Origin of the sequence: Pseudomonas sp. R3-18-08, from assembly GCF_003852065.1 — a bacterium.
In the GTDB taxonomy this organism is placed as follows: domain Bacteria; phylum Pseudomonadota; class Gammaproteobacteria; order Pseudomonadales; family Pseudomonadaceae; genus Aquipseudomonas.
Map to the genome: position 1 here is coordinate 1428950 of NZ_CP027729.1, position 13689 is coordinate 1442638.

11 protein-coding genes are annotated in these 13689 nt (G+C 60.4%); all 11 read left to right on the forward strand.

Features of this window, described 5'->3' with window-relative positions; translation table 11 throughout:
* Positions 1 to 28: 28 nt before the first annotated feature.
* On the forward strand, positions 29 to 532 hold the full coding sequence (locus tag C4J92_RS06470; RefSeq protein WP_003172279.1) for an OmpH family outer membrane protein: 504 nt from the start codon (positions 29 to 31) through the stop codon (positions 530 to 532).
* Between the two features lie 3 nt (positions 533 to 535).
* A complete protein-coding gene (gene lpxD, locus C4J92_RS06475) occupies positions 536 to 1591 on the forward strand; it encodes a UDP-3-O-(3-hydroxymyristoyl)glucosamine N-acyltransferase (protein ID WP_124403308.1) in 1056 nt (351 codons plus the stop codon).
* Between the two features lie 110 nt (positions 1592 to 1701).
* Positions 1702 to 2142, forward strand: a complete 441-nt coding sequence (fabZ, locus tag C4J92_RS06480) for a 3-hydroxyacyl-ACP dehydratase FabZ (protein WP_003172281.1) — start codon at positions 1702 to 1704, stop codon at positions 2140 to 2142.
* On the forward strand, positions 2139 to 2915 hold the full coding sequence (gene lpxA / locus C4J92_RS06485; protein ID WP_124361615.1) for an acyl-ACP--UDP-N-acetylglucosamine O-acyltransferase: 777 nt from the start codon (positions 2139 to 2141) through the stop codon (positions 2913 to 2915). The genes fabZ and lpxA overlap by 4 nt, the downstream gene beginning before the upstream one ends.
* Before the next feature lie 2 nt (positions 2916 to 2917).
* Positions 2918 to 4057 (forward strand): lipid-A-disaccharide synthase, encoded by a 1140-nt coding sequence (gene lpxB, locus C4J92_RS06490; RefSeq protein ID WP_124403309.1) that lies wholly within the window; start codon positions 2918 to 2920, stop codon positions 4055 to 4057.
* Positions 4054 to 4686, forward strand: a complete 633-nt coding sequence (rnhB, locus tag C4J92_RS06495; protein WP_124403310.1) for a ribonuclease HII — start codon at positions 4054 to 4056, stop codon at positions 4684 to 4686. Before lpxB ends, rnhB begins: the two co-directional genes overlap by 4 nt.
* Before the next feature lie 77 nt (positions 4687 to 4763).
* The gene (gene dnaE, locus C4J92_RS06500) at positions 4764 to 8285 is read left to right on the forward strand and encodes a DNA polymerase III subunit alpha (protein ID WP_124403311.1); all 3522 of its coding nucleotides are present in this window, start codon (positions 4764 to 4766) and stop codon (positions 8283 to 8285) included.
* A 152-nt stretch (positions 8286 to 8437) separates the two neighbouring features.
* Positions 8438 to 9385, forward strand: a complete 948-nt coding sequence (locus C4J92_RS06505) for an acetyl-CoA carboxylase carboxyltransferase subunit alpha (protein WP_016976871.1) — start codon at positions 8438 to 8440, stop codon at positions 9383 to 9385.
* A gap of 162 nt (positions 9386 to 9547) precedes the next feature.
* Positions 9548 to 10858, forward strand: coding sequence for a tRNA lysidine(34) synthetase TilS (gene tilS / locus C4J92_RS06510; protein WP_124403312.1), 1311 nt, complete (start codon positions 9548 to 9550; stop codon positions 10856 to 10858).
* Positions 10859 to 11131: 273 nt separating this feature from the next.
* Positions 11132 to 12763 carry a CTP synthase gene (locus C4J92_RS06515; RefSeq protein WP_124361620.1) on the forward strand — a complete coding sequence of 544 codons (1632 nt, stop codon included), beginning with the start codon at positions 11132 to 11134 and terminating at the stop codon, positions 12761 to 12763.
* A gap of 5 nt (positions 12764 to 12768) precedes the next feature.
* Positions 12769 to 13614, forward strand: a complete 846-nt coding sequence (gene kdsA, locus C4J92_RS06520) for a 3-deoxy-8-phosphooctulonate synthase (protein ID WP_124366122.1) — start codon at positions 12769 to 12771, stop codon at positions 13612 to 13614.
* Positions 13615 to 13689 lie beyond the last annotated feature (75 nt).

Below are 13689 nucleotides of genomic sequence, written 5' to 3' on the forward strand. Positions count from 1 at the left end.
ACGACAACGGATTCTGTAGGAGTACATCGTGCGTAAGTTGACTCAATTGGTCCTGCTGGCCACTGTGCTGGTAACCACCCCGGCCTTCGCCGAAATGAAAATCGCCGTGCTGAACTATCAGATGGCCCTGCTGGAATCTGACGCGGCCAAGAAGTACGCCGTGGATGCAGAGAAGAAATTCGGTCCGCAATTGACCAAGCTTAAAACCCTGGAAAGCAGCGCCAAAGGCATCCAGGACCGTCTGGTTGCCGGTGGTGACAAGATGCAGCAAGGCGAGCGCGAGCGTCTGGAGCTTGAATTCAAGCAAAAGGCCCGTGACTACCAGTTCCAATCCAAGGAACTGAACGAAGCCAAGGCAGTTGCCGACCGCGAAATGCTCAAGCAGCTCAAGCCGAAACTCGACAGCGCTGTGGAAGAAGTCATCAAGAAGGGTGCCTTTGACCTGGTGTTCGAGCGTGGCGCCGTGATTGACGTCAAGCCTCAATACGACATCACCCGCCAGGTGATCGAGCGCATGAACCAGCTGAAGTAAACCATGACCGCGACCATCAAGCTCGGCGAGTTGGCCGAGTTCCTGGGAGCCACCTTGCGTGGTTCCCCGGAGAGAGACATCACTGGGCTAGCCACCTTGCAGGAGGCTGGCCCAGCTCAGTTGAGCTTCCTCGCAAATCCTCAATACCGTAAATACCTGGTCGATTGCCAAGCCGCAGCCGTGTTGCTGAAGGCTGCTGACGCCGAGGGGTTCATCGGGGATGCGCTGGTAGTGGACGACCCCTACCTGTGCTACGCGAAAGCATCGCACCTGTTCGATCCCAAGCCTAAGGCGGCTGGAGGTATTCACCCGTCAGCAGTGATCGCCGAGGATGCCCAGGTCGACCCTGCGGCCAGCATTGGTGCCTTTGCCGTGATCGAGAGTGGCGCCCGTATTGGCGCTGGCGTCACCGTCGGCGCGCATTGCTTTATTGGCGCGCGCTGCGAAATCGGTGCCGATGGCTGGCTGGCGCCTCGCGTTACCCTTTACCACGATGTGCGTATTGGGCAGCGGGTGGTCATTCAGTCGGGCGCGGTGATTGGCGGTGAGGGCTTCGGCTTTGCCAACGCCAAGGGTGTCTGGCACAAGATCGCCCAGGTGGGCGGCGTGTTGATCGGCGACGACGTAGAGATCGGTGTCAACACTGCTGTCGATCGCGGGGCCCTGGCCGATACCGTGATTGGCAACGGCGTGAAGCTCGACAACCAGATTCAGATCGCCCACAACGTGCAGATTGGCGATCACACCGCCATGGCTGCCTGCGTGGGGATTTCCGGCAGCACCAAAATCGGCAAGCATTGCATGCTCGCCGGTGGCGTGGGGCTGGTAGGGCATATCGATATTTGCGACAACGTCTTCATCACCGGCATGACCATGGTCACTCACTCGATTACCGAGCCAGGGGCTTATTCATCCGGTACCGCCATGCAGCCAGCGGCTGAATGGCGCAAGAGCGCAGCACGTCTGAGGCAGCTCGACGACATGGCGCGACGTCTCAAACAGCTGGAAAAGCGTGTTGCAGACGTGACCCCTGGCGGTAATGCTTCATCAGAAGGCTGATACCATTTCCATATCAAGTGTGCACAGCCGCTAGACTGCCTCCTTGATTTGCTAGCGGGGCGTGCTTTTAGTCCGCCCGCCCCCAATCTTTATTACAGGCTTCCCCCGAAATGATGGACATCAACGAGATTCGCGAATACCTGCCTCACCGTTACCCGTTCCTGCTGGTGGATCGTGTAGTGGACCTCAATGTTGAGGAAAAGCGCATTCGTGCCTACAAGAATGTCAGCATCAACGAACCGTTTTTCAATGGCCACTTTCCTGCGCATCCCATCATGCCGGGCGTGTTGATCATCGAAGCAATGGCCCAGGCTGCCGGTATCCTTGGTTTCAAAATGCTCGACCTCAAGCCTGCCGACGGCACGCTTTACTATTTCGTGGGCTCCGACAAGTTGCGTTTTCGCAATCCGGTCACCCCGGGTGACCAGTTGATCCTGGAAGCCAAGTTCATCAGCTGCAAGCGCCAGATCTGGAAGTTCGAGTGCCAGGCTTCGGTGGATGGCAAGCCGGTGTGCTCTGCCGAGATCATCTGCGCGGAACGCAAACTATGAGTTTGATTGACCCTCGCGCAATCATCGATCCGTCGGCCGTACTGGCCGCCGACGTTGAGGTCGGCCCTTGGTCGATCGTCGGCGCAGGTGTGGAAATCGGCGAGGGGACTGTCATCGGGCCGCACGTGATCCTCAAGGGTCCGACCCGCATTGGCAAACACAATCGCATCTACCAGTTTTCCTCGGTAGGCGAAGACACGCCGGACATGAAGTACAAGGGTGAAGAAACACGCCTGGTAATCGGTGACCACAACATCATCCGTGAAGGCGTGACCATCCACCGTGGCACCGTGCAGGATCGGGCCGAGACCACGCTGGGGGATCACAACCTGGTTATGGCCTATGCCCATATCGGCCACGACAGCGTGATCGGCAACCACTGCATCCTGGTCAACAACACCGCTTTGGCCGGGCATGTGCATGTGGACGACTGGGCGATCCTGTCCGGTTTCACCCTGGTGCACCAATATTGCCATATCGGCGCCCATAGCTTTTCCGGCATGGGCACCGCCATCGGCAAGGATGTCCCTGCATTCGTCACGGTGTTCGGCAACCCCGCTGAAGCCCGCAGCATGAATTTCGAAGGGATGCGCCGTCGCGGCTTCAGCGACGACGCGATCCAAGCCCTGCGCCGCGCCTACAAGACGGTTTACCGTCAAGGGCTGACGGTTGAGCAGGCCCTGACCGAACTGGCCGAGCCGGCAGCGTCGTTCCCGGAAGTCGCGGTGTTTCGTGACTCGATCCAGGCGTCGACTCGCGGCATCACCCGCTGACCATGGCCAAGTTGCGTATCGCACTGGTCGCCGGCGAAGCTTCCGGCGATATTCTCGGCACCGGCCTGATGCGGGCCCTCAAAGTCCAGCACCCTGCCATCGAATTTATTGGCGTCGGTGGCCCGCTGATGCAGGCCGAAGGCCTTACCTCCTACTTTCCGATGGAGCGCCTGTCGGTCATGGGTTTGGTAGAAGTACTGGGGCGCCTGCGTGAGTTGCTCGCGCGTCGCAAGCTACTGATCAAGACGTTGATCGAAGAAAAGCCCGACGTCTTTATCGGTATCGATGCTCCGGACTTCACCCTCAACATTGAACTCAAGTTGCGCCAGGCCGGGATCAAGACGGTGCACTATGTCAGCCCGTCCGTGTGGGCGTGGCGGCAAAAGCGCGTGCTGAAGATTCGTGAAGGCTGCGACTTGATGCTGACCCTGCTGCCGTTCGAAGCGCGGTTCTACGAAGAGAAGGGCGTGCCGGTGCGGTTTGTCGGGCATACCCTGGCCGATGCCATTCCTTTGCAGGCCGACCGTGCTGCGGCGCGTACCGAACTGGGGTTGCCCGATGGCCCGCTGGTCGCACTGATGCCGGGTAGCCGGGGCGGTGAAGTCGGGCGCTTGGGTAGCCTGTTCTTTGATGCTGCCGAACGTCTGCAAGCGCTCAAGCCGGGGATTCGGTTTGTGCTGCCGTGCGCCAGCCCGCAGCGTCGCGCACAAATCGAAACACTGCTTGAGGGGCGCAACCTGCCGTTGACCCTGCTCGACGGTCAGTCGCACCTGGCCCTGGCCGCCTGCGATGCCGTACTGATCGCTTCGGGCACCGCCACCCTGGAAGCCTTGTTGTACAAGCGCCCCATGGTTGTGGCCTATCGCCTGGCGCCGCTGACCTTCTGGATTCTCAAGCGGATGGTCAAGAGCCCGTATATTTCTTTGCCCAATCTGCTGGCCCAACGGTTGTTGGTGCCGGAGTTGTTGCAGGACGATGCTACGCCCCAGGCACTTGCACAGACCCTGCTACCCTTGATTGACGGTGGCGAAGAGCAGACCCGTGGTTTCGATGCTATTCATCGCACTCTGCGGCGTGATGCCTCGAACCAGGCGGCTGACGCCGTGTTGAACTTGATCGGCCATAGACAGGAAGCCTTATGAGTACGCAGATGGGCCTGGATTTCAGCCTGGTTGCACAGGCCCACGAACTGGTCGCCGGTGTCGACGAAGTCGGGCGCGGCCCGCTGTGCGGTGCGGTCGTAACGGCGGCGGTGATTCTCGACCCGAACCGTCCGATCCTTGGCCTCAATGACTCGAAAAAGCTCACCGAAGCCCGCCGTGAAAAACTCTATGACGAGATCTGTGAGAAAGCCCTGAGTTGGCATATCGCCCGGGCGGAAGTGGAAGAAATCGATACGCTGAACATCCTGCACGCCACCATGCTTGCTATGCAGCGTGCGGTTGAAGGGCTGCATATCACGCCCAGGCTGGCGATGATCGACGGCAATCGTTGCCCCCAGCTGGCGATGCGCGCTGAAGCCGTGGTCCAGGGCGACAGCAAGGTGCCGGCGATTGCGGCGGCGTCGATTTTGGCCAAGGTCAGCCGCGACCGCGAAATGGCGGCGTTCGACCTGATTTACCCCGGCTACGGCATGGGCGGCCACAAAGGCTACCCGACGCCCGTTCATCTGGAAGCCTTGGCGCGACTCGGCCCTACGCCGATCCATCGCCGCTCGTTCGCCCCGGTGCGCCAGGCTTATGAGCTGCGCGAGAGCCTCAGCGAGGTGTAGTCGCGAGGCTGATGTTTTGCTCAAGGCCCGGTACAATCCCGGGCCTTGTTGTTTCCACGTTACTGCACAGGATCACTATGCCGGCTTCATTCGTTCATCTACGCCTGCACACTGAATACTCCCTGGTCGACGGCCTCGTACGGATCAAACCGCTGGTCAAGACCCTGGTGGGCATGAACATGCCAGCGGTAGCGGTTACCGACCAGAACAACATGTGTTCCCTGGTCAAGTTCTACAAAAACGCCATGGGCGCAGGTATCAAGCCGATCTGCGGCGCCGACCTGTGGCTGTCCAACAAGGATCCGGATAACCCCCTGAGCCGCATCAGCCTGCTGGCGATGAACGGCGTGGGTTATCGCAACCTGACCGAACTGATTTCCCGTGGCTTCATCGATGGTCAGCGCAACGGCTCGATCATCATCGAGCGCGAGTGGGTCGCACAAGCCAGCGAAGGCTTGATCATGCTCTCGGCCGCCAAAGAGGGCGAGATCGGTATCGCGCTGCTCGGCGGCAACCCGCAGGAAGCCGAAGTGCTCGCCCGCGAGTGGATGCAGGTGTTCCCTGACCGCTTCTACCTGGAAGTGCAGCGCACCAATCGCCCCAACGATGAAGAGCATCTGCACGCCGCTGTGGCCCTGGCCGACAAGCTGGGCGCGCCGCTGGTGGCAACCAACGATGTACGTTTTATCAAGAAGGAAGATTTCGAGGCCCACGAGACCCGCGTATGCATCGGCGAGGGCCGGGCCCTGGATGACCCGCGTCGCTCCAAGAACTACAGCGAAGAGCAGTACCTCAAAAGCGCCGAGGAAATGGCCGAGCTGTTCAGCGATTTGCCCGAGGCCTTGGAAAACTCCGTCGAGATCGCCAAGCGCTGCAATATCGAAGTGAAACTGGGCAAGCACTTCCTGCCCAACTTCCCGATTCCCGATGGCATGACCATCGACGAGTACTTCCGCAAGGTGTCGTTCGATGGCCTGGAAGAGCGGCTCAGCGTGCTGCTGCCCAGGGACACCACCGAAGACTACGAAGCCAAGCGCCAGGTCTACGTCGACCGGCTGAATTTCGAGCTGGATATCATCATCCAGATGGGGTTTCCCGGTTACTTCCTGATCGTGATGGACTTTATCCAGTGGGCCAAGAGCAACGGCGTACCGGTGGGGCCGGGCCGGGGGTCAGGTGCTGGCTCGCTGGTGGCCTACGTGCAGAAGATCACCGACCTCGACCCGTTGGAATATGACCTGCTGTTCGAACGCTTCCTGAACCCGGAACGGGTGTCCATGCCCGACTTCGACGTCGACTTCTGCATGGACGGTCGCGACCGCGTGATCGAATACGTGGCCGAGAAATACGGTCGCAACGCGGTCAGCCAGATCATCACCTTCGGTTCCATGGCGGCCAAGGCGGTCATCCGCGACGTGGCCCGCGTGCAGGGCAAGTCCTACGGCCTGGCCGACCGCCTGTCGAAGATGATTCCGTTCGAAGTCGGCATGACCCTGGAAAAAGCCTACGAGCAGGAAGAAATCCTGCGCGACTTTATCAAGGTCGATGAAGAAGCCGCCGAAATCTGGGACATGGCGCGCAAGCTCGAAGGCGTAGTGCGTAACGTCGGTAAACACGCCGGTGGCGTGGTGATTGCGCCTACCAAGCTGACCGACTTCTCGCCGATCTACTGCGATGAAGAGGGCGGCGGCCTGGTGACCCAGTTCGACAAGGATGACGTGGAGGCGGCCGGCCTGGTGAAGTTCGACTTCCTCGGCCTGCGTACCCTGACGATCATCGACTGGGCGCTCAAGACCATCAACCGCGACCGCGCCAAGGTTGGCGAGGCACCGCTGGATATCGCGTTCATCCCGCTGGACGACAAGCCGACCTACAGCCTGCTGCAAAAAGCCGAAACCACTGCGGTGTTCCAGCTTGAGTCGCGCGGCATGAAGGAGCTGATCAAAAAGCTCAAGCCCGACTGCCTGGAAGACTTGATCGCACTGGTGGCCTTGTTCCGTCCGGGGCCGCTGCAATCGGGCATGGTTGATGACTTTATCAACCGTAAGCACGGCCGCGCCGAACTGGCGTACCCGCACTCCGACTATCAGTACGAAGGCCTCAAGCCGGTACTGGCGCCGACCTACGGCATCATCCTGTATCAGGAACAGGTGATGCAGATCGCCCAGGTGATGGCCGGTTACACCCTCGGCGGTGCGGACATGCTGCGTCGGGCCATGGGTAAAAAGAAACCCGAAGAAATGGCCAAGCAACGCGGCGGTTTCATCGAGGGCTGCGCCACCAACAATATTGACGCGGACCTGGCCGGTAACATCTTCGACCTGGTAGAGAAATTCGCCGGTTACGGCTTCAACAAATCCCACTCCGCCGCGTACGGCCTGGTGTCGTACCAGACCGCCTGGTTGAAAGCCCACTATCCGGCGCCGTTCATGGCTGCGGTACTCTCGGCGGATATGCACAACACCGACAAGGTCGTGACCTTGATCGAGGAAGTGCGCACCATGAAGCTGCGCCTCGACGCGCCGGACGTGAACGCCTCGGAGTTCAAGTTCACGGTGAACGACGAAGGCCGCATCATCTATGGCCTCGGCGCGATCAAGGGCGTAGGTGAGGGGCCGGTGGAAGCCATCACCGAGGCGCGTCAGGACGGGCCTTTCAAGGATCTGTTCGACTTCTGCGCGCGGGTCGACCTCAAGCGTATCAACAAACGGACCCTCGACGGCCTGATCCGCAGCGGTGCGCTGGACCGTCTCGGCCCGTATTTCCATGATGAGCCGAAGGCTTACCAGGCCAATATCGACCGCAACCGCGCGGTGCTGCTGACTGCCATGGAAGAAGCGATCAAGGCCGCCGAACAGACGGCGCGTACCCATGACAGCGGCCACGCCGACCTGTTTGGCGGACTGTTCGTCGAAGAAGATGCGGATGTGTATGCCAACCACCGCAAGGCCAAGGAGCTGACTCTCAAGGAACGCCTCAAGGGTGAGAAAGACACCTTGGGCCTGTACCTCACGGGTCACCCGATTGACGAGTACGAAGGCGAGATTCGCCGTTTCGCCCGTCAGCGCATCATCGACCTGAAGCCGGCCCGGGATACCCAGACGGTTGCCGGGATGATCATCGCCCTGCGGGTGATGAAAAATAAGAAGGGCGACAAGATGGGTTTTATCACCCTCGACGACCGCTCGGGCCGGATCGAAGCGTCACTGTTTGCCGACGCGTTCCACTCCGCCCAGTCGCTGCTGCAGACCGACGCCATGGTGGTGGTGGAAGGGGAGGTCAGCAACGACGACTTCTCCGGCGGCCTGCGCCTGCGCATCAAGCGCGTGATGAGCATGGAAGATGCACGTACCAACCTGGCCGAAAGCCTGCGCCTGAAGGTCAAGACCGAGGCGCTCAAGGGCGATCAGCTACGCTGGTTGGGTGACCTGCTCAAGCGTCACCGTGGTGCGTGCCCGGTGACCATGGAGTACACCGGCAACGACGCCAAGGCCATGTTGCAGTTTGGCGAAACCTGGCGAATCGATCCCGCTGACGGCTTGATTCAAGCATTGCGTGACCAGTTCGGCCGTGACAACGTCTTTCTCCAATACCGCTGATGGCCAGGCGCTTGCTTTTCCCTGAAGAGTATTCGCCTGATCTCGGCCAAACATTTAATCTCGACCTAAACGCGCCTCTCCCTTAAGGTAGGGCGCGAATAGACAACCGGCTGGCCAGGCACCCCTTGGCCGTCGACCCAAGACGGACGCTTATGAACCCGAATTTTCTTGATTTCGAACAGCCGATCGCTGACCTGCAAGCCAAGATCGAAGAGCTGCGCCTGGTCGGCAATGACAATTCGCTGAATATCGGCGATGAGATCGCCCGCCTGCAAGACAAGAGCAGCACGCTCACCGAAGATATTTTCGGCAAGCTGACCAGCTGGCAGATCGCGCGCCTGGCTCGCCACCCGCGCCGTCCGTACACTCTGGACTACATTCAGCACATCTTCACCGAGTTCGACGAGCTGCATGGCGACCGCCATTTCTCCGACGATGCGGCTATCGTGGGCGGCATCGCTCGACTGGACGACCAGCCAGTGATGGTGATCGGCCATCAGAAAGGCCGTGAAGTGCGCGAAAAAGTGCGTCGCAACTTCGGCATGCCGCGTCCGGAAGGCTACCGCAAGGCTTGCCGTCTGATGGAAATGGCCGAACGCTTCAAGATGCCAATCCTGACCTTCATCGACACCCCAGGTGCCTACCCAGGTATCGATGCCGAAGAGCGGAACCAGAGCGAAGCGATTGCCTGGAACCTGCGCGTCATGGCGCGCCTCAAGACCCCGATTATTGCGACCGTGATCGGTGAAGGCGGTTCCGGCGGTGCATTGGCCATTGGCGTTTGCGACCAACTGAACATGTTGCAGTATTCGACCTACGCGGTGATTTCGCCGGAAGGTTGCGCCTCCATTCTGTGGAAAACCGCCGAAAAGGCGCCGGACGCTGCTGAGGCCATGGGCATCACCGCTGATCGCCTCAAGGGCCTGGGGATCGTTGATAAAGTCATCGCCGAGCCACTGGGCGGCGCGCATCGTGATCCGGCTGCGGCTGCCGCGACTATCCGTGCTGAACTGGGTTCGCAACTGGCGATGCTCAAGAAGCTGGATAACGAAGCGCTGTTGGCCCGTCGTTACGAGCGTCTGATGAGCTACGGTCTCTAAGCCGACGCCGTCACTCAATGTGGGAGGGGGCTTGCCCCCGATAGCGGTGGACCCGTCACTAGATTCGGTGACTGACACTCAGCAATCGGGGGCAAGCCCCCTCCCACATTTGCTTTGTGTATGCTTGGCCAACGTATTCAAGGGTTGCGGCGTTACTATCTGATGAAGCCACTCCTATCCGCCAAGCTCCTGCAAACCCTGGCCCCCTGGCGCAACGCCCCGGCCTGGCATGTCGCATTTTCGGGTGGCCTCGATTCCACCGTCCTGTTGCATCTCTTGGCTTCTCTGACAAACATTCCACCGCTGCGTGCTGTGCATGTTCACCATGGCCTGCAAGCTGCCGCTGACGCCTGGTCAGGTCATTGCCAATCGGTCTGCGACAGCCTGGGCGTGCCCCTGCGGGTCATGCGCGTACAGGTGCAGCCCGGCGCCAGCCTTGAACAGGCAGCGCGTGATGCACGCTATCAGGCCTTTGCCGAGGTGACCGGGGCAGGGGAGGTGCTGCTCACCGGCCAGCATCGCGACGATCAGGCTGAAACCCTGTTGTTCCGCCTGTTGCGCGGCGCCGGGGTGCGTGGGCTTGCGGCAATGCCCGCGCATCGCGCTTTGGCGCAAGGTCATCTGGTGCGCCCGCTGCTGGACGTCACGCGTGTCGAGCTGGAGGCCTACGCCCAGGCACATCATTTACAGTGGATCGAAGACCCTTCGAACGCTGACCCACGTTTCTCCCGTAATTATCTGCGGCACCGCGTCTTCCCGGTGCTGGCGCAGCGCTGGCCTCAAGTGGTGTCAAGCCTGGCCCGCACGGCTGAACATCTGGAACAAGCCCAAGGCTTGCTCGATGAGCTGGCCGCCATGGACCTGCAGCGCGCCGATCATCCCTCGCTGTTTCCCTGGTTGCCTTTGCGCTCCCTGGCCCTTGCGCCCTTGCGCGAGCTTTCCGACGCACGCCAGCGCAATGCACTGCGCCATTGGCTGGCTCCACTCACCCGCCTGCCCGACAGCGACCACTGGGCCGGCTGGCATTCCATGCGCGATGCCAAGAATGATGCGCAGCCCCTATGGCGTCTGGCTGACGGCGAGTTGCACCGCAGCGGCGAGCGCATCTGGTGGCTGCCCTCTACATGGTCGGAATTTTCCGACGCATCGGTGAGCTGGCCCGATCCGCAAAAACCACTGGAGTTACCCGGCAATGGTCAGTTGAAACTGATTGGCGAGGCGCCTGAAGGTCCGCTGGAAATCCGCTACCGCCAGGGTGGCGAAGTCATCGAAGTGCCAGGTCGCGGCCGGCGCGACCTGAAACGCCTGCTCAATGAGTGCGGCATGCCCGGGTTTGTCCGTCGCAGATTGCCGCTGCTGTATCGGGGCGAGCGATTGCTGGCTGTCCCAACCCTCGCGGGGCTATGGGCCGGCACGCCGAACGACTGGCAATTGCATTGGTTGCCACAGACCTGCGATCAAGGTTTGAGCTGATAGAGCCTTTCCGGTAGACTACGCTCCCTTCTTGATACAACTTCTGTGGATTCGCCTGAATCGCAGCAGTTGCCGATTACCAAGCAGTCTTTGCTGGGCGATTCCAAAAAATGTGTAGCGATCAACGTACCGGTGTTCCATTGCTGGTCTGTCACAACGCGGCGGTTTTTTTGAAAGGTGCACTGTGATTAATGCAGGTGATCGGGGGCTTCGGCCTCTCTTCGCTTTCCCCGGCGGCTCGTACCGCTTTAACGCAGACTTCTAGGGTTTTTCATGACGCGCTACATATTCGTCACGGGCGGTGTTGTTTCTTCATTGGGGAAAGGCATTGCCTCCGCTTCATTGGCGGCCATCCTGGAGGCGCGGGGGCTTAAAGTCACCATGCTCAAGCTGGACCCGTACATCAACGTCGACCCGGGCACCATGAGCCCGTTCCAGCACGGTGAAGTGTTCGTCACCCATGACGGCGCCGAGACCGACCTGGACCTGGGCCACTACGAGCGGTTCATCCGCACGACCATGACCCAGAACAACAACTTCACCACCGGCCGTGTCTACGAGCACGTGCTGCGCAAAGAGCGCCGTGGTGACTACCTGGGTGCAACCATCCAGGTGATCCCGCACATCACCGACGAAATCAAGCGCCGCATCATCAAGGGCGCAGGCGATGCCGACGTGGCGATGGTCGAGATCGGTGGCACCGTGGGTGACATCGAATCCCAACCGTTCCTCGAAGCCATTCGCCAGTTGCGTTTCGAAGTCGGCGCCAAGCGCGCGATGCTGATGCACCTTACCCTGGTGCCGTACATCGCCACTGCCGGCGAAACCAAAACCAAACCAACCCAGCACTCGGTCAAGGAACTGCGTTCCATCGGCCTGCAGCCGGACGTGCTGGTCTGCCGCTCCGATCACCCGATCGATATTTCCTCGCGTCGCAAGATCGCGCAGTTCACCAACGTTGAAGAACGTGCGGTGATCGCCCTGGAAGACGCCGACACCATCTACAAGATCCCTGGCATCCTGCATTCCCAGGGCCTGGATGATTTTGTAGTCGAGCGTTTCGGCCTGCAGTGCAACGGCGCGGACCTGTCCGAGTGGGAAGCCGTGGTCGACGCCAAGCTCAACCCTGAGCATGAAGTCACCATCGCCATGGTCGGCAAGTACATGGAACTGCTCGACGCGTACAAATCCTTGATCGAAGCGATGAGTCACGCCGGCATCAGCAATCGTACCAAGGTCAACCTGCGCTACATCGATTCCGAAGACATCGAGAACCAGGGCACCGCGCTGCTCGAAGGCGTGGACGCGATCCTCGTCCCCGGCGGTTTCGGCCTGCGTGGCGTGGAAGGCAAGATCACCGCCGTGCAATACGCTCGCGAGAACAAGGTGCCCTACCTGGGTATCTGCCTGGGCATGCAAGTGGCCGTCATCGAGTTCGCTCGTAACGTGCTGGGCTGGAAAGACGCCAACTCCACCGAGTTCGATCACACCAGCGGCCACCCGGTCGTGGGCCTGATCACCGAGTGGGAAGACGCCACCGGTGCCGTCGAAACCCGTACCGAAGCCTCCGATCTGGGCGGCACCATGCGCCTTGGCGCACAGGACTGCCTGCTGGAAGCCGGTTCGCTGGTCCACGACTGCTACGGCAAGGACGTGATCGTCGAGCGTCACCGTCACCGCTACGAAGTGAATAACAACCTGCTGCCGCAGATCAAAGAAGCGGGCCTGAAGATTTCCGGCCGCTCCGGCGACGGCAAGCTGGTTGAAGTGGTCGAGGCACCGGATCACCCGTGGTTCGTGGCCTGCCAGTTCCACCCTGAGTTCACCTCGACGCCGCGCGACGGTCACCCGCTGTTCAGCGGTTTCGTCAAAGCGGCACTGACGCAACATCAGAAGAAGGCATAACCCTGATGGCCCAGAAGATCATTCGCGTAGGCGACATCGAGATTGCCAACGACAAGCCCATGGTGCTGTTCGGCGGCATGAACGTACTGGAAAGCCGCGACATGGCGATGCAGGTCTGTGAAGAGTACGTGCGGGTTACCCAGAAGTTGGGGATCCCCTATGTATTCAAGGCCAGCTTCGACAAGGCCAACCGCTCGTCCGTGACCTCCTATCGCGGCCCGGGCCTTGAAGAAGGCATGCGGATCTTCCAGGACATCAAGCAAGCCTTCGGCGTGCCGATCATCACCGACGTCCACGAGCCCGAGCAGGCTGCCGTGGTCGCCGAGGTGTGCGACATCATCCAGTTGCCGGCCTTCCTGTCGCGCCAGACCGACCTCGTGGTCGCCATGGCCAAGACCGGCGCGGTGATCAATATCAAGAAAGCCCAGTTCCTCGCGCCCCAGGAAATGAAACATATCCTGAGCAAATGCGTGGAAGCGGGTAACGACCAGTTGATCCTGTGCGAGCGTGGTTCGAGCTTCGGCTATAACAACCTCGTGGTGGACATGCTCGGTTTCGGCATCATGAAACAGTTCGAATACCCGGTGTTCTTCGACGTGACACACGCGTTGCAAATGCCCGGTGGTCGCGCCGATTCCGCCGGCGGTCGCCGTGCCCAGGTGCTGGACCTGGCCAAGGCGGGCATCAGCCAGTCCCTGGCCGGCCTGTTCCTGGAAGCCCACCCGGACCCGGACAACGCCAAGTGCGACGGCCCCTGTGCCCTGCGCCTGGACAAGCTGGAGCCGTTCCTGGCCCAGCTCAAGCAGTTGGACGAACTGGTCAAGAGTTTTCCGACGGTAGAGACCGCGTAAGCGTCGTTTCTCCGGTAGAATTTCCCACGCTTTATGCTCAGGCCCCAGGCCTGAGCCTTGTCGTCTGCAAGCCTG

Excerpts from the sequence above, each read along its gene's own strand:
- lpxD (WP_124403308.1), top strand. The coding sequence starts at position 536 with ATGACCGCGACCATCAAGCTCGGCGAGTTGGCCGAGTTCCTGGGAGCC.
- fabZ (WP_003172281.1), top strand. The coding sequence starts at position 1,702 with ATGATGGACATCAACGAGATTCGCGAATACCTGCCTCACCGTTACCCG.
- lpxA (WP_124361615.1), top strand. The coding sequence starts at position 2,139 with ATGAGTTTGATTGACCCTCGCGCAATCATCGATCCGTCGGCCGTACTG.
- lpxB (WP_124403309.1), top strand. The coding sequence starts at position 2,918 with ATGGCCAAGTTGCGTATCGCACTGGTCGCCGGCGAAGCTTCCGGCGAT.
- rnhB (WP_124403310.1), top strand. The coding sequence starts at position 4,054 with ATGAGTACGCAGATGGGCCTGGATTTCAGCCTGGTTGCACAGGCCCAC.
- dnaE (WP_124403311.1), top strand. The coding sequence starts at position 4,764 with ATGCCGGCTTCATTCGTTCATCTACGCCTGCACACTGAATACTCCCTG.
- C4J92_RS06505 (WP_016976871.1), top strand. The coding sequence starts at position 8,438 with ATGAACCCGAATTTTCTTGATTTCGAACAGCCGATCGCTGACCTGCAA.
- tilS (WP_124403312.1), top strand. The coding sequence starts at position 9,548 with ATGAAGCCACTCCTATCCGCCAAGCTCCTGCAAACCCTGGCCCCCTGG.
- C4J92_RS06515 (WP_124361620.1), top strand. The coding sequence starts at position 11,132 with ATGACGCGCTACATATTCGTCACGGGCGGTGTTGTTTCTTCATTGGGG.
- kdsA (WP_124366122.1), top strand. The coding sequence starts at position 12,769 with ATGGCCCAGAAGATCATTCGCGTAGGCGACATCGAGATTGCCAACGAC.